A 22,928-nucleotide genomic window follows, 5' to 3' on the forward strand; every position below is an offset into this window, starting at 1 on the left:
AAAACATACTCTGCTAAGAAAAAAACACTGAATGCTAAAACAGCAAAAAATGCTATTATCCAATTACCTGATGTCAGGTGCTCGTTGTTGAAAGGATGAGGATATTTTATGGATCAGGCCGGCATTATTCGCGACCTTTTAATCTGGCTGGAAGGTCATCTGGATCAGCCCCTGTCGCTCGACAATGTAGCGGCGAAAGCAGGTTATTCCAAGTGGCACTTACAGAGAATGTTTAAAGATGTCACTGGCCATGCTATTGGCGCGTATATTCGTGCTCGTCGTTTGTCGAAATCGGCGGTCGCACTACGCCTGACTGCGCGTCCGATTCTGGATATCGCGCTGCAATACCGCTTCGACTCTCAACAGACATTTACCCGCGCATTCAAGAAGCAGTTTGCCCAGACTCCCGCACTTTACCGCCGTTCTCCTGAATGGAGCGCCTTTGGTATTCGCCCGCCGCTACGTCTGGGGGAATTTACCATGCCAGAGCACAAATTTGTCACCCTGGAAGATACGCCGCTGATTGGTGTTACCCAGAGCTACTCCTGCTCGCTGGAGCAAATCTCTGATTTCCGCCACGAAATGCGCTACCAGTTCTGGCACGATTTTCTCGGTAACTCGCCAACCATTCCGCCAGTGCTTTACGGTTTGAACGAAACGCGTCCAAGCCAGGATAAAGACGACGAGCAAGAAGTGTTTTACACCACGGCTCTGGCTCGGGATCAAGCCGACGGCTATGTACTGACCGGGCATCCGGTGCTGTTGCAGGGCGGCGACTATGTGATGTTTACCTACGAAGGTCTGGGAACCGGCGTGCAGGAGTTTATTCTGACGGTATACGGAACCTGTATGCCGATGCTCAACCTGACTCGCCGTAAAGGCCAGGATATTGAGCGATACTACCCGGCAGAAGATGCCAAAGCGGGAGATCGCCCAATTAATCTGCGCTGCGAGCTGCTTATTCCGATACGTCGTTAACGCTGTAGCTCGTCTAATGCAGGGGCGTCCAGATGCGAGATGTCCCCTGCAGTTTCAACGACCCAGCCAGATGCCAGCCACAGGCTTTCCTGATAATCCACGCGCGAAATAGAACAGTTACGCAGACGTAAGCGTCGTTCTGCCCATGCCGGTAAGCCCAGAATGGTACTCACCAGGCATCCCAGCGCGATACCGTGGCTCACCAGCAGCGGTCGGCTTCCCGGTGGTAAATCCCGACAAGATTCCAGTGCTGCGTTAACGCGATCGCTAAGTTCCTGCATCGACTCGCCTTCAGGAATACGCCCGTCAACGGTGCCATTGACGAGCTGACGACGCCAGTTCTCTTCTTCTTCAGTCAAAGAGTCAATGTGTCTTTTCTCCAGCACGCCCATATTTAACTCACGCAAGCGGGAATCAAAGATGATGTCACAACCACAAGCCTGGGCGATGATTTCCGCCGTACGCCGGGTGCGGCCTAAATCACTACTGATAATATGCGTAATGCCAAGCTCTTTGGCACGGTTCGCCACCTGCATTGCCTGTTGCTCACCTTTTGCAGTCAGCGGGCTGTCAGACTGGCCCTGAATACGTCGCTCGGCGTTCCACTGGGTTTCACCGTGGCGGACAAGGTATACCTGTAACATGCTTTTTTTCCGTATACTGCTTTAACGTTAATTTTGTGAGTAATCCTGATTATGCACCATGTTGTCTGTGCGACCACCAATCCCGCTAAAATTCAGGCCATTCTGCAGGCATTTCACGAGATCTTCGGCGAAGGATCCTGCCATATTGAGTCCGTTGCCGTCGAGAGCGGCGTACCGGAACAGCCCTTTGGCAGTGAGGAAACGCGCGCTGGCGCACGAAATCGGGTAGCAAATTCCCGTCATTTACGCCCAGAGGCTGATTTTTGGGTAGCGATTGAAGCGGGTATTGATGGTGACAGCACCTTCAGTTGGGTGGTGATTGAAAACGCCAGCCAGCGTGGTGAAGCGCGTTCAGCAACTTTGCCGTTGCCTGCGGTGATTCTGGAGAAAGTGCGTGAAGGTGAGGCGCTTGGCCCCGTGATGTCGCGCTATACCGGCATTGATGAGATTGGTCGTAAAGAAGGAGCAATCGGCGTGTTTACCGCCGGGAAACTCACCCGCACCAGCGTCTATCACCAGGCGGTGATCCTGGCGCTGAGTCCGTTTCATAATGCGGTGTATCAGCCATTGTAGGACGGAGAAGGCGTTCACGACGCATCCGGCATTCGGTGCACGATGCCTGATGCGACGCTGACGCGTCTTATCAGGCCTACAAAATCAATCGCTTTTCAGCAGCACTTCTTCCAGCCACTGGCGCAACTCGACGGGTGCGGCTTTCAGGCTGTTCGATCCACGAGTAATGGTCGCAATGCCCGCGCCGAGTTCGTTTTTTAACTCACGCTGGCTCATTTCACCGCGCAACAACTCTTCTACGATACGCACGCGAGTCCCCAACGCTTCGCGCTCATCCGGCGTCAGCATCAGGTTTAACAGCGGTAAATGGAGATCGTTTTCGTAGGCATTCTTAAGCAGGTCAACAAAACGTAACCACTCCTGGTGACGCTGTTCTGCCATCGCTGCTGAATAGGGTGATTGTTGAGCCATAGTGTGTCGCCATTGTTAGCGGGGGAAGCAAAATGCCTCCCCCGGTTGTACTCGCAAAAGAGTACGATAGCATATCATAAACGGGCGGTTCAGTAACGACGCCCCCATTCTGTGGCGCTCAAAAGCGTCGGTTTATCGCCCATGAAATAGCGATAATACGCGTCATAAGCCAGCACGTTCTTCACATAACCGCGCGTCTCGGAGAACGGGATACTCTCGACAAACGCCACCGCGTCGATACGTCCGGCGCTGTTACCAAGCCATGTGCGCACTCTCCCTGGTCCAGCGTTATAGGCTGCCGATGAGAAAATGCGGTTATTACCAAACTGCTGATAAACATATTGCAGGTAACTGGTGCCAATGTTGATGTTCGTTTCCGGATCCAGCAATTGTCCTGGGCTGCTGTAACCTGGAATTGAGAACATTTTCACCGTATGGGTCGCTGTGCCCGGCATAATCTGCATCAGACCGCTGGCGCCTACCGGCGACTTCACTTTCGGATTCCAGGCACTCTCCTGGCGAGCAATCGCCATTGCATAGCTTTGCGGGATATCTTTGCCACTGGTGTAGCGTTTAAAAAGATCGTTGTAGGCCAGCGGGAATCGCTCTTCCAGATGATCCCACAGTTTCCCGGCGATCGTCGCCTGAACGCTAAGATCCCACCATTGGTTGTTGAAAGCATACCGCGCCAGCTGTGCCTGCTCTGTTTTTGACTTGCTCTTCACCAGATTGGCCCACTCGCTACGCGCGGTGTTATCGAGATTCCAGTACATCAACTCGCGCACGCGCGCCATCTCCGGCCCCTGAGTCAGAGCACTGTCGATATTCTGCGGCGCTTTATCAATCTTCAGCTCATACTCTTCGCCGATGCGCTGTGCAGCAACCATCGGGTAGAAACCACGCTGTTGCATGAGTTGATGCAAAATCTCTTTTGCTTCCGCTTCACGACCGCGTTCCAGCAGTAAATCCGCTTGCCAGTAGCGCCATTCATCTTTCTCTTTCGCTTCCATCGGCAAGCGTGCCAGCCAGGTATTCAGGCCAGAACGGTCGCCAGTGCCAAGCGCCATCCGCACGCGTCGTTCAATTAACGACGTAGATTGCGAACGCATAATGGCGTCATCGCGCCATTTCGCCTGCTCGTCGGTGACGTCATTGCCCATCAGACGCCAGGCGACGATATCGCGTAGCTCCTGAATCTGATCTTCATTAAGCTGCTGCGCCTGGGCAAGCGACGGGATCATCAGCCGTGCGTTTTCTGCATCCTGGCGCGCCACGCTGGCAAACGCCACCGCTGCCATCTGGCGGGTAAAATCAGTCGCTCCGGTAGTACGTGCGAAGGTCAGTACCGTATTAGGGTTGTTCGCCAGTGAAATAATCGCCGAGGCGATAGTTTGATAATCGGCAGGCATCTGCCCTGCGAGTACCGTCACCAATCCGGTATTGCCCGCTTTCATCGCCAGGCGGATACGCTCTAAATAAGCCAGTGGTTCTTGCTTACCGGACGCGCGCCAGACGCTAAACAACTTATCGCAAGCGTTAGGCTGGCTCTTGCCGGTTAGCCACAGCTCTTTCGCCCCTTGCCAGGCTTCTTCACTCTGCCCGGTGTTCCATTTTGCATAGTAGTAATTACATTGCGCTTCGGTAGTCCCTGGTTTTTCCGGGCTAAAAGCTAACAAGCCACGCCAGTCTTCACGCCGCGCCAGCTCATTGACGAAACGAGATTGTAGTGCGCGAGCCGGAGGAAGCGTTGGGTTAGCGCGAACAAAGTTAGTGACCGTGACCGCTGGTTGATTCATCAGATCATCGGTGATCTGGCGGTATTCCAGGTAGGGATAAAGTGGATAATCCTTCAGGGATGGCATCATTTGTTCGACCACATCCATTTGTCGATTATCCCAGGCCTGCTTGATTTGCGCGTAACGGCTACGCTGCTCATCCAGTGAGTCGGCTCGCGCCACGCTGCTGACCGTCAGCAGACAGACACCGGCAGCCAACAGCCGCCAGGTAACTTGTTTGGCTTTTTCCACAAGCGCATCCTCTAAGTGTAAATACATCAATGCAGCGTCATGCCGCCTAATAGATTTATGCTAACCAGTCATTGCCGTTTGCGCCACGTTATGGACACTTTTTTACTTTTATCGGGAGGGTGATCGACCGGCTGGGATTAGATAAGGAAACAGGCTACACTTCGCCTTTGAAAACTCATCATCACGATAAACATAGAGGCGAAGTCCAACGTGGCTCAATTCGTTTATACCATGCATCGTGTCGGCAAAGTTGTTCCGCCGAAACGTCATATTTTGAAAAACATCTCTCTGAGTTTCTTCCCTGGGGCAAAAATCGGCGTCCTGGGTCTGAACGGCGCCGGTAAGTCCACCCTGCTGCGCATTATGGCGGGCATCGATAAAGATATCGAAGGTGAAGCGCGTCCGCAGCCGGATATCAAGATTGGTTATCTGCCGCAGGAACCGCAGCTGAACCCGGAACACACCGTGCGTGAGTCCATTGAAGAAGCGGTCTCTGAAGTGGTTAACGCCCTGAAACGCCTGGATGAAGTGTATGCGTTATACGCCGATCCGGATGCCGATTTCGACAAGCTGGCCGCTGAACAGGGTCGTCTGGAAGAGATCATTCAGGCTCACGACGGTCATAACCTGAATGTGCAACTGGAGCGTGCGGCGGATGCGCTGCGTCTGCCAGACTGGGAGGCGAAAATCGCTAACCTCTCCGGTGGTGAGCGTCGTCGCGTGGCGTTGTGCCGCCTGCTGCTGGAAAAACCAGACATGCTGCTGCTCGACGAACCAACTAACCACCTGGATGCCGAATCCGTAGCGTGGCTGGAACGCTTCCTGCACGACTTCGAAGGCACCGTTGTGGCGATTACCCACGACCGTTACTTCCTCGATAACGTTGCGGGCTGGATCCTCGAACTTGACCGTGGCGAAGGTATTCCGTGGGAAGGTAACTACTCGTCCTGGCTGGAGCAGAAAGATCAGCGTCTGGCGCAGGAAGCTTCGCAAGAAGCAGCACGTCGTAAGTCGATTGAAAAAGAGCTGGAGTGGGTACGTCAGGGGACTAAAGGCCGTCAGTCGAAAGGTAAAGCACGTCTGGCGCGCTTTGAAGAGCTGAACAACACCGAATACCAGAAACGTAACGAAACCAACGAACTGTTTATTCCACCTGGACCGCGTCTGGGCGATAAAGTGCTGGAAGTCAGCAACCTGCGTAAATCCTACGGCGATCGCCTGCTGATTGATAATCTGAGCTTCTCGATCCCGAAAGGGGCGATCGTCGGGATCATCGGGCCGAACGGCGCGGGTAAATCGACCCTGTTCCGCATGATCTCCGGTCAGGAACAGCCGGACAGCGGCACCATCACTTTAGGTGAAACGGTGAAACTGGCGTCAGTTGATCAGTTCCGTGACTCAATGGATAACAGCAAAACCGTATGGGAAGAAGTTTCCGGCGGGCTGGATATCATGAAGATCGGTAACACCGAGATGCCGAGCCGTGCTTACGTAGGCCGCTTTAACTTTAAAGGGGTTGATCAAGGTAAACGCGTTGGCGAACTTTCCGGCGGTGAGCGCGGTCGTCTGCATCTGGCGAAGCTGCTGCAGGTTGGCGGCAACATGCTGCTGCTCGACGAACCGACCAACGACCTGGATATCGAAACCCTGCGCGCGCTGGAAAACGCCCTGCTGGAGTTCCCGGGCTGCGCGATGGTTATCTCGCACGACCGTTGGTTCCTCGACCGTATCGCGACGCACATTCTGGATTATCAGGATGAAGGTAAAGTTGAGTTCTTCGAAGGTAACTTTACCGAGTACGAAGAGTACAAGAAACGCACGCTGGGCGCAGATGCGCTGGAGCCGAAGCGTATCAAGTACAAGCGTATTGCGAAGTAATTTGTAAAATGCCGGATGCGGCGTGAACGCCTTATCCGGCCTACAAGCCCAGTGATTTCAATAGGTTGCAAAACAGTAGGCCTGATAAGACGCGTCAGCGTCGCATCAGGCATTGGGTCTTAACCCTGCTCCCCCATCATCTCCCGCACCAGCTCCACGCAGCGCAGGAAACGGCTGTCGTAATCGTCTTCTTCAACCCGCACAAATTCGATATTGTTCTCTTCCAGCATCTCTACCAGCAAGTTCTGGAACTCTTTACGATCCACTGAGCTACCGAGGCTACGTAAACCATCCGCCACCCACGGAGTGTTGTTTTCCAGCAGGATCACCAGATCAAAACGGTATTCATCGATCAGCGCCTGCACGAACGGATGCTCACGCCCTTCATACTTTTTGCAGAACGCCTGAGTTGTCACAAAATCGGTGTCGATAAATGCCACTTTATTGGCATATTTCACTGCAAAATCAATATATTGCGCGTGACCCAGCGCAATTTTATCGTAGTCGGAATACTGCAACGCGATCTCATCGCCACCGAGGTGCGAAAAGACATAATCGCGACCAAACTCCCACGCACTGGTGGTGTTGAAGATGTTGGCGAGTTTGTTTACCAGGGTGGATTTACCGCTCGACTCGCCGCCGAGGATCGCCACGGTACGCACAAAGAACGGTTTCACTTCCGTAGGAATATATTCCCAGTAGCGGAACGGGTTTTCACGGATCTGCGCTCCGCTGATACTCATAAAGGTGCGTTTCGGATCGACAAGCACCGTTTCGATCCCCAGATGTTCCAGGTACTGTGGTGCGTCGGTCTCTTCCGAGGTGTAGATCAAATCCGGCTGAATGCCTTTTTCGGCCATAAAATTTTTGATGCCGTTGCTCCACACGTCCCAGCCGTGCGGATACGGCTCCATGCCCTCTTCGTTGAAAGCATGAATGCGGATATTTTTCTGATATTTAAAGGTTTGCAATAACCAGCGCAGACGATCCGGCACCGTGGGCTGCTGCGACATGGCGCTGTCTTCAAACAACGCGCGGTCGCGAGTATCGTCAAAGCCCATAATGATATGCAGCTCGTCAACCTGGCTACAGGCGCGCTGGATAAGGTAGATATGTCCGGTATGCAGCGGGTAGAACTTACCGAATACGACACCAATGGTTTTCTTCTGCCGGGGAAATTCAAGCCCCAAAAAACGGTGCAACGCCTCCAGCTTTTGTGCGCTGGGGCTTTTGATTTTGGCATTCAGTAACTGGCTTAAATACCCTTTGGTCATACCGCTGGCATCAGCAACCTGCTGTAACGTGCAGCCTTGTTGCTTAATAGCGGTTTTCAGGTAATCAAATGACGACATATCTCCCTCCGTATCTCTCATTATAAGTCGTCGAACACGCTAAGCGCGTCGGAGAGTTTCTTAACGCCAAAAATCTGCATCCCTTCCGGCGCTTTTTTCGGCACGTTGGCCGCAGGAACAATCGCCCGGCGAAAACCGTGTTTCGCCGCTTCAGAGATTCGTTCCTGACCGCTGGGCACCGGGCGGATCTCTCCTGCCAGCCCCACTTCGCCAAACACCACCAGATCCTGCGGCAGCGGCCTGTCGCGCAGGCTGGAAACCATCGCCAGCAGTAACGCTAAATCGGCACTGGTTTCGGTCACCTTCACACCGCCGACCACGTTCACAAAGACATCCTGATCGGCCATTTGCAGACCGCCATGACGGTGCAGCACCGCCAGCAGGATCGCCAGACGGTTTTGTTCCAGCCCGACCGCCACGCGGCGTGGGTTCGCCATCATCGAGTGATCGACCAGCGCCTGAATCTCCACCAGCAGCGGGCGCGTCCCTTCCCATACCACCATCACTGAACTGCCAGAGGTCACTTCATCGCCACGGCTTAAGAAGATTGCCGAAGGATTGCTGACTTCACGCAGTCCCTGTTCGGTCATCGCGAATACGCCCAGCTCATTCACCGCGCCGAAGCGGTTTTTATGGCTACGCAAGGTGCGGAAACGGGAGTCGGCGTCGCCGTCCAGCAGCACCGAACAGTCGATACAGTGTTCCAGCACTTTCGGGCCAGCCAGCGAGCCATCTTTGGTTACGTGCCCAACCATGACAATCGCCACACCGCGCGTTTTGGCGAAGCGCGTCAGATAAGCCGCCGTTTCACGCACCTGCGCCACGCTGCCAGGCGATGACTGAACATCCGCCATATGCATCACCTGGATCGAGTCAATTACCATCAGCTTCGGTTGCTCTTCTTCGGCAATCAGGCAGATCTGCTCGATGCTGGTTTCCGACAACATATTGAGATTGTCAGTCGGCAGGCCGAGACGATGAGCGCGCATTGCCACCTGTTGCAGCGACTCTTCGCCAGTGACATACAGCGTTTTCATCTGCTGGGCCAGTTTGCACAGCGTTTGCAGTAGCAGCGTGGATTTCCCCGCACCTGGGTTACCGCCAATCAGAATGGCGCTTCCCGGCACTACCCCGCCGCCTAATACGCGGTCGAACTCTTTAAATCCGGTGGAAAAACGCGGCAGCTCTTCAAGGCTGATATCGGAGAGTTTCTGGACTTTTGCCACCCCGGCGCTACCAGCATAGCCGCTGAGACGCTCGTTACGCGCCACCGTTGGCGACGCAGCAAGACGCACCTCGGTGATGGTGTTCCAGGCATGGCAGGCGCTGCACTGCCCCTGCCAGCGCGGATAATCTGCCCCGCATTCATTACAAACAAAGGCGCGTTTTGGAGCTTTTGCCACGGTGTACCTCGTTAATGCTGTGCTGCCCGCAGGATGGCGGGCGTGCAATTACTTCTGATTCAGGCTGCCGGAGAGGATGCAGAACACGCCCATCAGGTCAGCGTGACGGATGGTGACTTCCGTCTTTTCATTCACTTTTGGCTTGGCATGGTAGGCAATCCCCAGCCCTGCTGCTTTGATCATCGGCAGGTCGTTGGCACCATCGCCAATCGCCACGGTCTGCGCCTGCGGGATTTCATACTCCTGCGCGAGGCGGGTCAGGGTTTTCGCTTTATATTGCGCGTCAACGATGTCGCCGATCACATTGCCGGTAAATTTACCGTCCATGATCTCCAGTTCATTGGCTACTACGGCGGTCAGGCGCAGCTTGTCGCGCAGGTATTCAGCAAAGAAGGTAAAGCCGCCGGAGGCAATCGCCACTTTCCAGCCCAGCGTTTCCAGCTTGAGTACCAGCTGCGTTAAGCCTGGCATCAGCGGCAGATTTTCACGTACCTGAAGCAAAATGTTCGCATCAGCGCCTTTCAGCGTCGCCACGCGGCTGCGCAGGCTGGCGGTAAAATCAAGTTCGCCGCGCATCGCCCGTTCGGTTACTTCCGCCACCATCTCGCCCGTTCCGGCCAGTTTGGCAATTTCATCGATACATTCAATCTGGATGGCGGTGGAGTCCATGTCCATCACCAGCAGTCCAGGTGTGCGCAGATGCGGAATTTTCCCCAGCGGCGCGACATCCAGTTGTGCTTCATGAGCCAGGCGTGTAGCCCGTGCGGTGAGCGAACCTGCCAGACGAATCACCTGATAATCTTCCACGCACCAGGCGGCAACAATCACCATCGCCGCGCCCAGTTTGCTCTGGTACTGGGTCAGACGTTGTTTATCCAGCCCACGACCATACAGCAGCCAGCCGCTACGACCTGCGTGGTAATCCAGTGGCATCACTTCATCACCACTTAATGAAAGAGGCAGACCAGGCCATAAAGAGACATCTTCAGGCAGGTCGCACCAGGTAATGTTAGGCATTAAGGCTCCTGTAAAATCGTTCGAAGCAGGGAAAATAACGCATGAGGCTACCTTGTATCCATTGCTTCTGGCAACATTAAGTCTCAAATTTTCAAAGGGTGGAAGATGGCTCGCACAAAACTGAAATTCCGGCTGCATCGGGCAGTGATTGTCCTGTTCTGCCTCACCTTGTTAGTGGCGCTGATGCAGGGGGCGTCATGGTTTAGTCAAAACCACCAGCGACAGCGTAATCCGCAACTTGAAGAACTGGCTCGCACCCTGGCGCGTCAGGTGACGCTGAACGTTGCGCCGCTGATGCGTACCGACTCTCCGGATGAAAAACGCATTCAGGCAATCCTCAGCCAGTTAACAGACGAAAGCCGCATCCTCGACGCGGGCGTGTATGACGAGCAAGGCGATCTTATCGCCCGCGCAGGCGAAAGCGTCGAAGTGCGCGATCGGCTGGCGCTCGACGGTAAAAAAGCGGGCGGCTATTTTAACCAGCAGATTGTCGAACCGATTGCCGGAAGAAATGGTCCGCTCGGCTACCTGCGCCTGACGCTCGACACCCATACGCTCGCCACCGAAGCCAAACAGGTGGATAACACCACTAACATTTTACGCCTGATGTTGCTGCTCTCGCTGGCAATCGGTGTGGTGCTTACCCGCACGTTGTTGCAGGGTAAGCGCACCCGCTGGCAACAATCCCCCTTCCTGTTAACCGCCAGCAAACCGGTGCCGGAAGAGGAAGAAAGCGAGAAAAAAGAGTGACCCATTACTACAAGAAAGGAAATCGTTATGTCCACATTACGCCTGCTTATTTCTGACTCTTACGACCCGTGGTTTAACCTGGCGGTTGAGGAATGTATTTTTCGCCAGATGCCCGCCACACAGCGCGTTCTGTTTCTCTGGCGCAATGCCGACACCGTAGTGATTGGTCGCGCACAAAACCCGTGGAAAGAGTGTAATACCCGGCGGATGGAAGAAGATAACGTCCGACTGGCGCGGCGCAGTAGCGGCGGTGGCGCGGTGTTCCACGATCTCGGCAATACCTGCTTTACCTTTATGGCTGGCAAGCCGGAGTACGATAAAACCATCTCCACGTCGATTGTGCTCAATGCGCTGAACGCGCTCGGCGTCACCGCCGAAGCCTCCGGGCGCAACGATCTGGTGGTGAAAACCACCGAAGGCGACCGCAAAGTCTCAGGCTCGGCCTATCGCGAAACCAAAGATCGTGGCTTCCACCACGGCACTTTACTACTCAATGCCGACCTCAGCCGCCTGGCAAACTATCTCAACCCGGATAAAAAGAAACTGGCAGCGAAAGGCATTACCTCGGTACGTTCCCGCGTGACCAACCTCACCGAGCTGCTGCCGGGGATCACCCATGAGCAGGTTTGCGAGGCCATAACCGAGGCCTTTTTCGCCCATTATGGCGAGCGCGTGGAAGCGGAAATCATCTCCCCGGACAAAACGCCAGACTTGCCAAACTTCGCCGAAACCTTTGCCCGTCAGAGTAGCTGGGAGTGGAACTTCGGTCAGGCTCCTGCATTTTCGCATCTGCTGGATGAACGCTTCACCTGGGGCGGCGTGGAACTGCACTTCGACGTTGAAAAAGGCCATATCACCCGCGCCCAGGTGTTTACCGATAGCCTCAACCCCGCACCGCTGGAAGCTCTCGCCGGACGACTGCAAGGCTGCCTTTACCGCGCAGATATGCTGCAACAAGAGTGCGAAGCTCTGCTGGTTGACTTCCCGGAACAGGAAAAAGAGCTACGGGAATTGTCGGCGTGGATGGCTGGGGCAGTACGGTAATTTGCTGATTAAAATACCAAAGGAAGGGAATATGATCGATATGGAAAAGCAGAAACGGGAGATTATCAACTTAATGTTCAGCTAGCGTATTTCCTGGCTAGCCGCTGTGCGTATCAGGCATAAATTATCGCTTGCTGAATTAAGTAAAATGTTAGGTATCTCGATTAACTCTCTAAAACGGATAGAAAAGACGGAGCGGCTTAGCTCAAACATCAAAAGCAAAATGGCAGGAATTTATGGTTGTCCGCCAGAGTTGCTGATATGCCCTTCCTGGATAACGGCTGAACATACATGAATAGATACTTGAATGGATTTTATTTTCTATCCACATGAAAAATAATAGTAAATCTATAAATCAGTCGCTATTAATGAATAGATACTAAAAAGCCGGAGCAGTCTCCCGCTCCGGCTTAACACGACAATCGCCTTTCAGCGAAAAACAATTACTCTTTATCGCCCAGCAGAACGGATTCCAGTGCGATTTTGATCATGTCGTTGAAGGTGGTCTGACGCTCTTCAGCAGTGGTCTGCTCGTGAGTGCGGATGTGGTCAGATACGGTGCAGATAGCCAGGGCTTTCGCACCAAATTCTGCTGCTACGCCGTAGATACCAGCCGCTTCCATTTCCACGCCGAGGATGCCGTATTTTTCCATCACGTCGAACATTTCGCCGTCCGGAGAGTAGAACAGGTCAGCGGAGAACAGGTTACCAACGCGAGCATCAACGCCCAGAGCTTTAGCTGCGTCTACCGCGTTACGCACCATGTCAAAGTCAGCGATAGCTGCAAAGTCATGGTCTTTAAAACGGATGCGGTTAACTTTGGAGTCGGTGCAGGCACCCATACCAATCACCACGTCACGCAGTTTTACGTGCGGCAGAACAGCACCACAGGAACCCACGCGGATGATTTTCTTCACGCCGAAATCGGTGATCAGTTCTTTGGTGTAGATGGAGCAGGACGGGATACCCATACCGTGACCCATTACGGAAATTTTGCGGCCTTTGTAAGTACCGGTGAAGCCCAGCATACCGCGAACGTTGTTCACTTCACGGACATCTTCAAGGAAAGTTTCAGCAATATACTTCGCACGCAGCGGGTCGCCTGGCATCAAAACTACGTCAGCGAAATCGCCCATTTCTGCATTAATGTGTGGGGTAGCCATTGTTTTATCCTTATCAACATGTTTTCACCCTCTCCCTGTGGGAGAGGGCCGGGGTGAGGGCATCAAGCCGCACCCATTATCAGAACATGGCTTTGCCATATTCCATATCAGAAGTACCAAAATATTTTGCCAGAGTCTGACCGATATCTGCGAAGGTTTCACGGTGCCCCAATGAACCCGGTTTTACTTTCGGGCCATACACCAGTACCGGAATGTGTTCACGGGTGTGGTCAGTACCAGTCCAGGTCGGGTCACAACCGTGGTCAGCGGTGAGGATCAGGATATCGTCATCGCGCAGCAGTGACATCAGCTCCGGCAGACGGCGGTCAAACAGTTCCAGACCCGCAGCATAACCCGCGACGTCGCGACGGTGGCCCCAGGAAGAGTCGAAGTCAACGAAGTTGGTGAAGACGATGGTGTTATCACCCGCTTCCTTCATCTCTTTAATGGTGGCGTCAAACAGCGCGTCCAGACCGGTCGCTTTCACTTTTTTGGTGATACCGCAGTTAGCGTAGATGTCCGCAATTTTACCGACAGAAACCACCTGGCCGTGTTTTTCATCAACCAGTTTTTGCAGCACGGTCGGTGCTGGCGGTTCAACAGCCAGGTCGTGACGGTTACCAGTACGCTGGAAGTTACCGGCTTTGTCGCCGATAAACGGACGGGCGATAACGCGACCGATGTTGTAGCCTCCGTTGGTCAGCTCTTCACGGGCGATTTCGCACAGTTCGTAGAGTTTATCCAGGCCAAAGGTTTCTTCATGGCAGGCAATCTGGAACACTGAGTCAGCGGAGGTATAGAAAATCGGCTTGCCGGTTTTCATGTGCTCTTCGCCCAGTTGATCCAGAATGACCGTACCGGAAGAGTGGCAGTTACCAAGGTAACCCGGCAGATTAGCGCGTTCGACCAGTTTATCCAGCAGTTCTTGCGGGAAGCTGTTTTCGTGATCGGAGAAATATCCCCACTCAAACAGAACCGGTACACCGGCGATTTCCCAGTGACCAGACGGGGTATCTTTACCGGATGACATTTCGTGCGCCCATGCGTACGCGCCGATAACTTCAGCGTTGCCGTCCATTCCTGCCGGAATGAAACCGGTAGAACCTTCGTGTGCTTTCGCCAGCCCCAGACGGGTCAGATTTGGCAGATTCAGTGGCCCTTTACGACCATTATCAGCTTCGCCTTTAGCACAAGCTTCTGCGATATGACCCAGGGTGTCAGCCCCGACGTCACCAAAGCGTTCTGCATCTTCTGTAGCGCCGATGCCGAATGAGTCCAGCACCATAATAAATGCACGTTTCATATGTTCTCCGTACTCAGTGCTTCAAATTTAAATGATCAGATCAGTATACAATTATTCACTGATACGACGATAGACAGTTGGTGTGCTTTCTGGGGCTTTATCGGCAAGTTTAATTGCCGCTTTCACCGCTTTCGCCGCTTCCTGCCAGCTGTTTTCGTCTTTCGCGTGGATAACCGCCAGCGGACGCTGACCGTCTACCTGGTCGCCCAGACGCGCCATATCAGTAAAGCCGACGCTATAATCGATGGTGTCAGATGCCTGACGGCGACCGCCGCCCATTGCAACCACTGCCATCCCCAGCGCGCGGGTATCCATTTCACTGACAAAACCTTCGGTATCAGCATAGACTGCTTTCGTCAGCATGGCTGTCGGCAGATACTTCGCGTAGTTCTCAACGAAGTCAGTCGGGCCTTTTTGTGCCGCGACCATACGACCAAAGACTTCTGCCGCTTTACCGTTGTCCAGCACCGCCTGCAATTTCGCGCGCGCTTCGGCGTCATCTTTCGCCAGTTTGCCGGAGGTAAGCATCTCCACACACAGCGCCATCGTGACATCAAACAGACGCGGGTTACGATACTCACCCGTCAAGAACTGCACCGCTTCACGCACTTCAACCGCGTTACCGGCACTGGATGCCAAGACCTGATTCATATCGGTGAGCAGCGCAGTGGTGCGCACGCCAGCGCCGTTAGCCACGCCAACAATCGCTTCGGCGAGGGCTTCAGAGAGTTCGTAGGTCGGCATAAACGCGCCGCTACCCACTTTCACGTCCATCACCAGCGCGTCCAGACCTTCCGCAAGTTTCTTCGCCAGAATAGAGGCGGTGATCAGCGGAATGGAGTCCACGGTTGCGGTAATATCGCGGGTTGCGTAGAAACGTTTATCCGCCGGAGCCAGTGAGCTGGTCTGGCCGATAATTGCCACGCCGACATCTTTAATAATTTCGCGAAAACGGTTGTCATCCGGGAAGATATCGAAGCCAGGGATTGATTCCAGTTTGTCGAGCGTACCGCCAGTATGACCGAGACCACGACCGGAGATCATCGGAATGTAACCACCACAGGCAGCGACCATTGGCCCTAACATCAGCGAAGTCACATCGCCGACGCCGCCGGTGGAGTGTTTATCAACAATCGGGCCATTCAGATGCAGGCTTTTCCAGTCGAGAACGGTTCCTGAATCTCGCATCGCCATCGTCAGCGAGACACGCTCCGGCATTGTCATATCGTGGAAGAAAATGGTCATCGCGAGGGCGGCTATTTGCCCTTCGGAGATAGTGTTGTCGCGAATGCCGTTGATAAAGAAACGAATTTCTTCATCGCTCAGCGCATGACCATCACGTTTTTTACGAATAATTTCTTGTGCGAGAAACAAGGTAACCTCCCGTGGAATAAGTTTGAAGGCGTTGTTGCCAGGTGGCGGATGTTGTTATTGCCTGATGCTGACCGCTTCTTATCATGCCTACACGGCACTCGCCCCGTAGGCGGATAAGGCGTTCGTGCCGCATCCGGCATCACTGCTGACAGCCTGATGCGACGCTGACGCGTCTTATCAGTCCTACAGGGGCACCCGACCCGTAGCATCCGCCCTCTGGCAAAAGACAGCTTAGTAGCTGCTGGCGCTCTTACCGTCGCCGTGGCCCAGAGCTTTCAGCAGGCTTGCCAGCAGGCTGGAAGCGCCAAAGCGATAGTGACGCGCATCTGCCCAGTCAGCACCGAACAGTTCATCTGCAATCGCGAGATATTTCTGCGCATCTTCCGCAGTACGCACACCGCCCGCCGGTTTGAAACCAACGGTTTTTTCTACGCCCATGTCGCGGATGACTTCCATCATGATGCGCGCGCTTTCCGGCGTCGCATTCACCGCGACTTTACCAGTAGAGGTTTTGATGAAGTCAGCACCCGCTTTGATGGAGATTTCAGACGCTTTGCGGATCAGAGCTTCGTCTTTCAGTTCACCGGTTTCGATGATCACTTTCAGCAGCACGTTCGCCGCTGCGCAAGCCTCTTTACAGGCTTTCACCAGGTCAAAACCAACCTGCTCGTTACCCGCCATCAGCGCACGGTACGGGAACACCACGTCAACTTCATCGGCACCGTAGGCGATTGCCGCACGGGTTTCTGCCAGCGCGATGTCGATATCGTCGTTACCGTGTGGGAAGTTAGTTACCGTAGCAATACGGATTTCCGGGGTGCCCTGCTCTTTCAGAGTCTTGCGAGCAATCGGGATAAAGCGAGGATAGATACAGATAGCGGCGGTATTGCCGACCGGAGTTTTAGCCTGATGACACAGGGCGATCACTTTCTCGTCGGTGTCGTCGTCATTCAGAGTGGTCAGGTCCATCAATTTCAGTGCACGCAGGCTGCTTGCTTTCAGATCAGTCATTTCATTCTCCTGGCTTGTCGCCAATAAAATTCACCTTGCGAGTTTGTTAGTATTCTAACATCGACTCCGCAACACACTTCGATATACATCACAATTAAGAAAATCTACTTACAAATTTGCATTACGGTAATGCGATCTGGTTCAAATAATTCACTTTCAAATGAATGCGCCAGTGGTGGCAAACGCATCAGGATCAAAGTGAACATCACGAAACTTCTTACAATGGCGCATCACCTTCGGCATAAAAGGAAAAGAAGATGCCCACTTCTCATGAAATTGCGCTGCAACAACGTTGCCAGCAAATTGTCACCAGTCCGGTACTTAGTCCGGAGCAGAAGCGCCATTTTCTGGCGCTGGAAGCAGAAAACAATCTGCCTTACCCACAGCTTCCTGCCGAAGCCCGCCGCGCGCTGGATGAAGGCGTAATCTGCGATATGTTTGAAGGTCATGCGCCATACAAACCGCGCTATGTATTACCCGATTACGCCCGTTTTCTGGCGAACGGTTCTGAATGGCTAGAGCTGGAAGGCGCGAAAGATCTTGATGATGCGCTCTCCCTGCTGACCATTCTTTATCACCATGTCCCGTCAGTCACATCAATGCCGGTCTACCTGGGGCAACTGGATGCGTTGTTGCAACCGCATGTTAAAATTCTAACACAAGACGAAATCGATATTCGAATAAAACGTTTCTGGCGTTATCTCGACAGAACCCTGCCAGACGCTTTTATGCATGCCAATATCGGCCCGTCCGATTCCCCCATCACCCGTGCAATTTTACGCGCAGATGCAGAGCTGAAGCAGGTTTCACCAAATCTGACCTTTATCTACGATCCTGAGATCACTCCTGATGATCTGCTGCTGGAAGTGGCAAAAAACATTTGTGAATGTAGCAAACCGCACATCGCCAACGGTCCGGTACATGATAAAATTTTCACAAAAGGGGGTTACGGGATCGTAAGCTGTTACAACTCGCTGCCGCTGGCTGGCGGTGGCAGTACGCTGGTACGCCTTAACCTGAAAGCCATTGCCGAGCGCAGTGAATCGCTGGATGACTTCTTTACGCGCACTCTACCGCACTACTGCCAGCAGCAGATCGCCATCATCGATGCGCGATGTGAATTTCTCTATCAACAATCACACTTCTTTGAGAATAGCTTCCTGGTCAAAGAAGGGTTGATTGATCCTGAACGTTTTGTGCCGATGTTTGGCATGTACGGGCTGGCGGAAGCGGTTAACTTGCTGTGCGAGAAAGGAGGGATTGCCGCGCGCTACGGTAAAGAAGCCGCCGCAAATGAAGTGGGTTATCGCATCAGCGCGCAACTGGCGGAGTTTGTCGCCAGCACGCCAGTGAAATATGGCTGGCAAAAACGCGCCATGTTACACGCACAGTCGGGGATCAGTTCCGATATCGGCACCACGCCGGGGGCGCGCCTGCCGTATGGCGATGAGCCAGATCCAATCACCCATCTGCAAACCGTCGCCCCGCATCATGCATATTATTACTCCGGGATCAGCGACATTTTGACGCTCGACGAAACCATCAAACGTAATCCGCAGGCGCTGGTACAGCTTTGCCTCGGTGCCTTTAAAGCCGGAATGCGCGAATTTACCGCCAACGTCAGCGGTAACGATCTGGTTCGCGTTACCGGTTATATGGTGCGTTTGTCGGATTTAGAAAAATATCGTGCCGAAGGTTCACGTACCAATACCACTTGGCTGGGCGAAGAAGCTGCACGTAACACTCGTATTCTGGAACGCCAGCCGCGCGTGATAAGCCATGAACAGCAGATGCGCTTTAGTCAGTAAGATCATCCCTTTCTCCTGCGTTGACGGGCCAGGCAGTCGTCTGGCTCTGTTTTTGCAGGGCTGCAATCTGCGCTGCAAAAATTGTCACAATCCGTGGACGATGGGACGCTGCAATGATTGCGGGGAATGTGTGCCGCAGTGTCCACATCAGGCGTTGCAGATTGCCGACGGCAAAGTAATGTGGAACGTTGCAGTCTGCGAGCAGTGCGACACCTGCCTGAAGATGTGTCCGCAGAATGCCACGCCGATGGCACAAACCATGGGCGTGGACGAGGTGCTTAGTCATATCCGCAAAGCGGTGTTGTTTATTGAAGGGATAACGGTGAGCGGCGGCGAAGCCACGACGCAGCTGCCGTTTGTGGTGGCGCTGTTTACTGCTATCAAAAATAATCCGCAATTGCGCCATCTCACCTGTCTGGTGGACAGTAACGGCATGTTGAGCGAAACCGGCTGGGAAAAATTGCTTCCGGTGTGCGACGGCGCAATGCTCGATCTCAAAGCGTGGGGTAGCGCGTGTCATCAACAGTTAACCGGACGCGATAATCAACAGATTAAGCGCAGCATCAGTTTGCTTGCAGAGCGCGGCAAGCTGGCGGAACTGCGTTTATTGGTAATCCCCAATCAGGTGGATTATTTGCAACACATCGAAGAACTGGCGGTGTTTATCAAGGGACTTGGCGATGTTCCGGTACGCCTGAACGCGTTTCATGCCCACGGCGTGTATGGCGAGGCGCAAAGCTGGCCGAGCGCCACTCCGGAAGATGTTGAGCAGTTGGCTGGCGCGTTAAAGGAGCGCGGGGTAAGTCGATTGATATTTCCGGCGCTGTATTTGTGATAAGCCAGAGATGTCGCAAAACTCAACATCAAGCACAATCAGTCCCCTCGCCCCTCTGGGGAGAGGGTTAGGGTGAGGGGAACAAGCAGCACCAGTATTCACTTACGGACGGCCTTACCAGCCATCGGGCACGCTAAACACCGCATACGTGTTATTAAGCAACACGTCGGCAATTTCATCCGCTGGTTCCGGGCGTAACTCACAAAGCACGGCAAACACACGGGCGGCCTGCTCCGGGCGGTTGGGCTGCCCCTGAAAACCATTTAGCGGCATGTCCGGCGCGTCGGTTTCCAGCAGCAACGATACCAGCGGCAACTTCGCTATCACATCGCGGGTTTTACTGGCGCGCGGATAGGTGATAGTGCCGCCTACGCCGATTTTGTAGCCCAGTTGCACAAACCGTTCGGCCTGTTGCAGGCTGCCAGAAAATCCGTGGACAACGCCAGCACGCGGCAAATCGTGGCGTTTAAGATGCATCGCCAGTTTGTCATGCGTGCGCCGTGAATGAAGGATCACCGGCAGATCGTAGCGTTTCGCCAGCTTCAGTTGTTCGTCGAGTAACCACTGCTGACGATCAAATTGTGGATTGTCGCCAAAAAGATCCAGGCCTACCTCCCCTACTGCCACCACCTTCGGCGGGCGCCTTTCCAGTGCCTGCTGTAACTGCTCCAGCGACACATCGCTATGTTTTTCCAACATACCAGGATGCAAGCCCAATGCGGCATACAGCGGCAGAAAATCCTCCGCCAACGCCAACACGCGGGCAAAGTTTGCCGCCTCGGTTGCCGGAACAATGATCTTGCCTACCCCCGCTTGTGCCGCGCGTTGCAGGCTGGCTTCTTCATCACCGCTAAAAGGCGGAAAATCAAAATGGCAGTGGGTGTCGATAAAACGGCAAATCAAGCCAGATCCTCGTTGTTAAATGTCGGGTCGTTCGCCTGCGGGGCGTCTATCACCTCGCTAACCAGCGTATCGTTGGCAACCGGTGCAGGCGGAATGACGATTGGTTCCGGCGTCGCCACAGGTACCAGATGGCGAGTGAACGGTGCTTTTTCGGTTAGCATTTTACCGACTGTGGCCAGGAAATAGCGACCGCATAAACGCCCAAGTTTATAGTCATCGCGTAGCGCCGGAAGCCGACTGCCAAGCGCGATGCTATGCAACGGTTTCGGCGGATAAATTTCGAAAATGCGTAACTTGCCGGGCGGTTTCTCAATAAATTGTTGGATGGCGCGATAACTGGTTTCATGATGCTGCACCAGATTGACCAGCGGCTGTAGGCTACTGTCACCCAGCCAACGTTCCATACGTTTAAACCACTGCGGCGTATAGTACATTTGCGACGGCACGGTGCGGATCACCACCAGCGTTTTCGCCCCCTGTCTTGCCGCTTCTTTAACCGGGATCGCATCGCTGACGCCACCATCAAAATAGTTAATCCCATCAAGTGAAACTCCGGTGCGATAAAAACCGGGAATAGCACTGGAGGCGCGAATCAAATCCAGCCAGTTTTGTTTGGTTGGCAAAAAGTAGTTCGGCGTGTAATCGTCCTGGCGGCAGGCGCACATATAAAACGATTTGCCGCTATCAAACAACCGCGCGGCGGTATCCATCTGCAACGGCATCTGGCTTGCAGTGGCCTCCACCAGCCAGTCGAGATCGATAAGATTTCCTCCACGGACAAAACGCACTGGATCGAAAAATTCACGTTTTGTGGTGTAGCGCATGATGACTTTACGCGCGTAACCAGGCTGGTTGCAGATATAGGCCGAAAGATTTTGCGCCCCGGCGGACGTGCCAAAATAGAGATCGAAAGGATTAAACTGCGCGCGCATAAACTCATCCAGCACACCAGCCGTGAAAATTCCACGCTGCCCGCCGCCTTCGCACACCAGCGCAATTCGTCCAGGCTGGAACGGCCTTAGCGACAACGGCGCAATATTACCAAGCGTTACAGGTATTCGCTGCCCCACCTCTGCCTTCCTGTTTTTGTTGTGAAAGAATGACAAAGTAACGCAATTTATTATTCGCTAAAACCGCAAAAGCCAGTCCGCTGGACTGGCTTTGGATAAAATTTTCTTAATCGTCTGAAATCTAGGGTCGTTTTCGGCCCATGAACAAACTCACCAGGAACAGAATAATCCCGACGACAAAGACAATTTTCGCAGCACCCGCTGCAGTACCGGCCAGACCACCAAACCCAAGTGCGGCGGCGATTAACGCGATAACCAGAAATATGATGCCCCAACGAAACATAAGCCTCTCCTTTACCATAGTTAATGTCACCGCTTGATATTCATTCAATGCGATATTTTTAGTGTGGTGCACATCGCGCCTCCCGACAAAGTTCGGGAGGACGAATTACGACGAATTACTTAGTTTTCAGATCATTTTTAACGCTTTTCACACCATCTACCGCTTTGGCGATACTTTCAGCACGGTCGCTTTGTGCCTGAGAATCTACGGTTCCGGAGAGCTGAACCACGCCATCGGTGGTTTCAACTTTCACTTTACGTGAAGGAACAATGTCGTCCGCCAGCAGTTTGGCTTTGATTTCACTGGTGGTGGCGGTGTCACCTGCGTAGCCCTTCACAGAGCCTTCTTTAGCGTCGCGAACGTGCAGTTTGTCACTGACGGAGGTCACGCCTTCAACGCCTTTCGCCACTTTCACTGCCTCTTCGGCCTGTGCCTGGCTTTCAACAAATCCGCTTAACGTCACGACTTTTTGATCGGTTTTGACAGAGATATCAGTGCTCTTGATATTTTCATGATCCACCAGAGCTGCCTTCACTTTCGCAGTGATGGCGCTGTCATCCATGAAATTACCGACTTTATTCATAGAGCTATCGACTTTTTGCCCTGCGCTTTCATTGGTGGTCTGCGCGTTGTTTTCCGCATAGGCAGAACCGGTCGCGACGGCAGAGGTCAGCATTACAGCCAGCAGAGTTTTCGAAATCTTCAGTCTTGTCATAGTCATCGATTTATTCCTGTATGTTTGCTCGTAATTTGAGCCAGGCAACACGAGGTTGCATTGCTGAATAGGGAGAGACTTCACCCTCGACAGAAGTCAATGGTCGCCATCACAAAAGCGATGGGTGATGAATAACGACCGTTACAGCTTCTGAATCAGTTATTAATATCAATCGAATGACAGTTAACGGTTTTAAATACTGTTACCCACGTACATAACGGTATTTAACGCCGACACAAATGTCATTGCTTTGTTAAATATAGATCACAATTTTGAAACCGCTCGCCGTATCGGCTAAAAAGCGAGCAAACATAAGCGAAAGCGAATGTTTTAAGAACATTCCGCAAGCGGCTAATAAGGAAGGGAAATTGACAGAGCGCAGCGGC

22 protein-coding genes are annotated in these 22,928 nt (G+C 53.3%); 8 read left to right on the top strand and 14 right to left on the bottom strand.

Features of this window, described 5'->3' with window-relative positions:
- The first annotated feature begins 108 nt into the window (after window positions 1-108).
- Window positions 109-978 carry an MDR efflux pump AcrAB transcriptional activator RobA gene (robA, locus tag A7589_RS01455; RefSeq protein WP_000371672.1) on the top strand — a complete coding sequence of 290 codons (870 nt, stop codon included), beginning with the start codon at window positions 109-111 and terminating at the stop codon, window positions 976-978.
- Here the strand turns inward: robA and gpmB are convergent.
- On the bottom strand, window positions 975-1,622 hold the full coding sequence (gpmB, locus tag A7589_RS01460; RefSeq protein WP_000942335.1) for a 2,3-diphosphoglycerate-dependent phosphoglycerate mutase GpmB: 648 nt from the start codon (window positions 1,620-1,622) through the stop codon (window positions 975-977). The two genes, robA and gpmB, sit on opposite strands and share 4 nt — an antisense overlap.
- Window positions 1,623-1,673: 51 nt before the next feature.
- On the opposite strand from gpmB, the gene yjjX reads away from it, so the two are divergent.
- A complete protein-coding gene (gene yjjX / locus A7589_RS01465) occupies window positions 1,674-2,195 on the top strand; it encodes an inosine/xanthosine triphosphatase (RefSeq protein WP_000546620.1) in 522 nt (173 codons plus the stop codon).
- Between the two features lie 84 nt (window positions 2,196-2,279).
- On the opposite strand, the gene trpR is transcribed toward yjjX, so the two are convergent.
- Both trpR and sltY read right to left on the bottom strand, forming a co-directional pair.
- Entirely contained in the window at window positions 2,280-2,606 is a 327-nt protein-coding gene (gene trpR / locus A7589_RS01470; RefSeq protein WP_000068670.1) for a trp operon repressor, read from the bottom strand.
- A gap of 89 nt (window positions 2,607-2,695) precedes the next feature.
- A complete protein-coding gene (gene sltY / locus A7589_RS01475; RefSeq protein ID WP_105282531.1) occupies window positions 2,696-4,633 on the bottom strand; it encodes a murein transglycosylase in 1,938 nt (645 codons plus the stop codon).
- 210 nt (window positions 4,634-4,843) lie between these two features.
- Here sltY and ettA point away from each other — a divergent pair, with 210 nt between their 5' ends.
- The gene (gene ettA, locus A7589_RS01485; RefSeq protein WP_000046759.1) at window positions 4,844-6,511 is read left to right on the top strand and encodes an energy-dependent translational throttle protein EttA; all 1,668 of its coding nucleotides are present in this window, start codon (window positions 4,844-4,846) and stop codon (window positions 6,509-6,511) included.
- Window positions 6,512-6,630: 119 nt separating this feature from the next.
- Here the strand turns inward: ettA and nadR are convergent, their stop codons facing one another.
- From nadR to serB, 3 genes are read right to left on the bottom strand one after another with little or no spacing between them, the layout of a single operon-like run.
- Entirely contained in the window at window positions 6,631-7,863 is a 1,233-nt protein-coding gene (gene nadR / locus A7589_RS01490) for a multifunctional transcriptional regulator/nicotinamide-nucleotide adenylyltransferase/ribosylnicotinamide kinase NadR (RefSeq protein WP_000093822.1), read from the bottom strand.
- Between the two features lie 20 nt (window positions 7,864-7,883).
- A complete protein-coding gene (radA, locus tag A7589_RS01495; protein WP_001029698.1) occupies window positions 7,884-9,266 on the bottom strand; it encodes a DNA repair protein RadA in 1,383 nt (460 codons plus the stop codon).
- A 48-nt stretch (window positions 9,267-9,314) separates the two neighbouring features.
- Complete coding sequence (gene serB / locus A7589_RS01500; protein ID WP_001132951.1) at window positions 9,315-10,283, bottom strand: phosphoserine phosphatase; 969 nt, start codon at window positions 10,281-10,283, stop codon at window positions 9,315-9,317.
- Between the two features lie 105 nt (window positions 10,284-10,388).
- Between serB and A7589_RS01505 the strand changes: the two genes are divergently transcribed.
- From A7589_RS01505 to A7589_RS01515, 3 genes are all read left to right on the top strand, one after another.
- Window positions 10,389-11,033, top strand: a complete 645-nt coding sequence (locus tag A7589_RS01505) for a YtjB family periplasmic protein (RefSeq protein WP_000124628.1) — start codon at window positions 10,389-10,391, stop codon at window positions 11,031-11,033.
- 27 nt (window positions 11,034-11,060) lie between these two features.
- Complete coding sequence (gene lplA, locus A7589_RS01510; protein WP_000105895.1) at window positions 11,061-12,077, top strand: lipoate--protein ligase; 1,017 nt, start codon at window positions 11,061-11,063, stop codon at window positions 12,075-12,077.
- 88 nt (window positions 12,078-12,165) lie between these two features.
- Window positions 12,166-12,372: a helix-turn-helix domain-containing protein gene (locus A7589_RS01515; RefSeq protein WP_235613304.1), complete on the top strand. Its 207-nt coding sequence runs from the start codon at window positions 12,166-12,168 to the stop codon at window positions 12,370-12,372.
- Window positions 12,373-12,520: 148 nt separating this feature from the next.
- Here the strand turns inward: A7589_RS01515 and deoD are convergent, their stop codons facing one another.
- The 4 genes from deoD to deoC form a co-directional block, all read right to left on the bottom strand.
- Window positions 12,521-13,240: a purine-nucleoside phosphorylase gene (gene deoD, locus A7589_RS01520; protein ID WP_000224882.1), complete on the bottom strand. Its 720-nt coding sequence runs from the start codon at window positions 13,238-13,240 to the stop codon at window positions 12,521-12,523.
- Between the two features lie 79 nt (window positions 13,241-13,319).
- Window positions 13,320-14,543, bottom strand: coding sequence for a phosphopentomutase (deoB, locus tag A7589_RS01525; protein ID WP_000816471.1), 1,224 nt, complete (start codon window positions 14,541-14,543; stop codon window positions 13,320-13,322).
- Between the two features lie 51 nt (window positions 14,544-14,594).
- Window positions 14,595-15,917 carry a thymidine phosphorylase gene (gene deoA / locus A7589_RS01530; protein ID WP_000477829.1) on the bottom strand — a complete coding sequence of 441 codons (1,323 nt, stop codon included), beginning with the start codon at window positions 15,915-15,917 and terminating at the stop codon, window positions 14,595-14,597.
- 231 nt (window positions 15,918-16,148) lie between these two features.
- Window positions 16,149-16,928, bottom strand: a complete 780-nt coding sequence (gene deoC / locus A7589_RS01535) for a deoxyribose-phosphate aldolase (RefSeq protein WP_001298497.1) — start codon at window positions 16,926-16,928, stop codon at window positions 16,149-16,151.
- A 257-nt stretch (window positions 16,929-17,185) separates the two neighbouring features.
- On the opposite strand from deoC, the gene A7589_RS01540 reads away from it, so the two are divergent.
- Both A7589_RS01540 and A7589_RS01545 read left to right on the top strand, forming a co-directional pair.
- Window positions 17,186-18,736, top strand: coding sequence for a YjjI family glycine radical enzyme (locus tag A7589_RS01540; RefSeq protein ID WP_001143199.1), 1,551 nt, complete (start codon window positions 17,186-17,188; stop codon window positions 18,734-18,736).
- Entirely contained in the window at window positions 18,708-19,571 is an 864-nt protein-coding gene (locus A7589_RS01545; RefSeq protein ID WP_001088361.1) for a YjjW family glycine radical enzyme activase, read from the top strand. The genes A7589_RS01540 and A7589_RS01545 overlap by 29 nt, the downstream gene beginning before the upstream one ends.
- Before the next feature lie 114 nt (window positions 19,572-19,685).
- On the opposite strand, the gene A7589_RS01550 is transcribed toward A7589_RS01545, so the two are convergent.
- The 4 genes from A7589_RS01550 to osmY form a co-directional block, all read right to left on the bottom strand.
- Window positions 19,686-20,474 carry a metal-dependent hydrolase gene (locus tag A7589_RS01550; RefSeq protein WP_000563024.1) on the bottom strand — a complete coding sequence of 263 codons (789 nt, stop codon included), beginning with the start codon at window positions 20,472-20,474 and terminating at the stop codon, window positions 19,686-19,688.
- Window positions 20,471-21,544 (bottom strand): patatin-like phospholipase family protein, encoded by a 1,074-nt coding sequence (locus tag A7589_RS01555; RefSeq protein WP_010355357.1) that lies wholly within the window; start codon window positions 21,542-21,544, stop codon window positions 20,471-20,473. Before A7589_RS01555 ends, A7589_RS01550 begins: the two co-directional genes overlap by 4 nt.
- Window positions 21,545-21,665: 121 nt before the next feature.
- Complete coding sequence (locus A7589_RS01560) at window positions 21,666-21,827, bottom strand: DUF1328 domain-containing protein (protein ID WP_000490275.1); 162 nt, start codon at window positions 21,825-21,827, stop codon at window positions 21,666-21,668.
- A gap of 115 nt (window positions 21,828-21,942) precedes the next feature.
- A complete protein-coding gene (gene osmY, locus A7589_RS01565) occupies window positions 21,943-22,548 on the bottom strand; it encodes a molecular chaperone OsmY (protein WP_010352664.1) in 606 nt (201 codons plus the stop codon).
- Between the last annotated feature and the right edge of the window lie 380 nt (window positions 22,549-22,928).

The organism is Escherichia sp. MOD1-EC6475 (assembly GCF_003046645.1).
Taxonomy (GTDB): Bacteria; Pseudomonadota; Gammaproteobacteria; order Enterobacterales; family Enterobacteriaceae; genus Escherichia; species Escherichia ruysiae.

Bases quoted from the DNA above. Each gene is read 5' to 3' on its own strand.
- A7589_RS01540 (WP_001143199.1), top strand. From the start codon at position 17,186: ATGCCCACTTCTCATGAAATTGCGCTGCAACAACGTTGCCAGCAAATT.
- nadR (WP_000093822.1), bottom strand. From the start codon at position 7,863: ATGTCGTCATTTGATTACCTGAAAACCGCTATTAAGCAACAAGGCTGC.
- lplA (WP_000105895.1), top strand. From the start codon at position 11,061: ATGTCCACATTACGCCTGCTTATTTCTGACTCTTACGACCCGTGGTTT.
- yjjX (WP_000546620.1), top strand. From the start codon at position 1,674: ATGCACCATGTTGTCTGTGCGACCACCAATCCCGCTAAAATTCAGGCC.
- A7589_RS01505 (WP_000124628.1), top strand. From the start codon at position 10,389: ATGGCTCGCACAAAACTGAAATTCCGGCTGCATCGGGCAGTGATTGTC.
- A7589_RS01560 (WP_000490275.1), bottom strand. From the start codon at position 21,827: ATGTTTCGTTGGGGCATCATATTTCTGGTTATCGCGTTAATCGCCGCC.
- trpR (WP_000068670.1), bottom strand. From the start codon at position 2,606: ATGGCTCAACAATCACCCTATTCAGCAGCGATGGCAGAACAGCGTCAC.
- A7589_RS01545 (WP_001088361.1), top strand. From the start codon at position 18,708: ATGAACAGCAGATGCGCTTTAGTCAGTAAGATCATCCCTTTCTCCTGC.
- gpmB (WP_000942335.1), bottom strand. From the start codon at position 1,622: ATGTTACAGGTATACCTTGTCCGCCACGGTGAAACCCAGTGGAACGCC.
- robA (WP_000371672.1), top strand. From the start codon at position 109: ATGGATCAGGCCGGCATTATTCGCGACCTTTTAATCTGGCTGGAAGGT.
- deoC (WP_001298497.1), bottom strand. From the start codon at position 16,928: ATGACTGATCTGAAAGCAAGCAGCCTGCGTGCACTGAAATTGATGGAC.
- deoB (WP_000816471.1), bottom strand. From the start codon at position 14,543: ATGAAACGTGCATTTATTATGGTGCTGGACTCATTCGGCATCGGCGCT.
- serB (WP_001132951.1), bottom strand. From the start codon at position 10,283: ATGCCTAACATTACCTGGTGCGACCTGCCTGAAGATGTCTCTTTATGG.
- osmY (WP_010352664.1), bottom strand. From the start codon at position 22,548: ATGACTATGACAAGACTGAAGATTTCGAAAACTCTGCTGGCTGTAATG.
- deoD (WP_000224882.1), bottom strand. From the start codon at position 13,240: ATGGCTACCCCACACATTAATGCAGAAATGGGCGATTTCGCTGACGTA.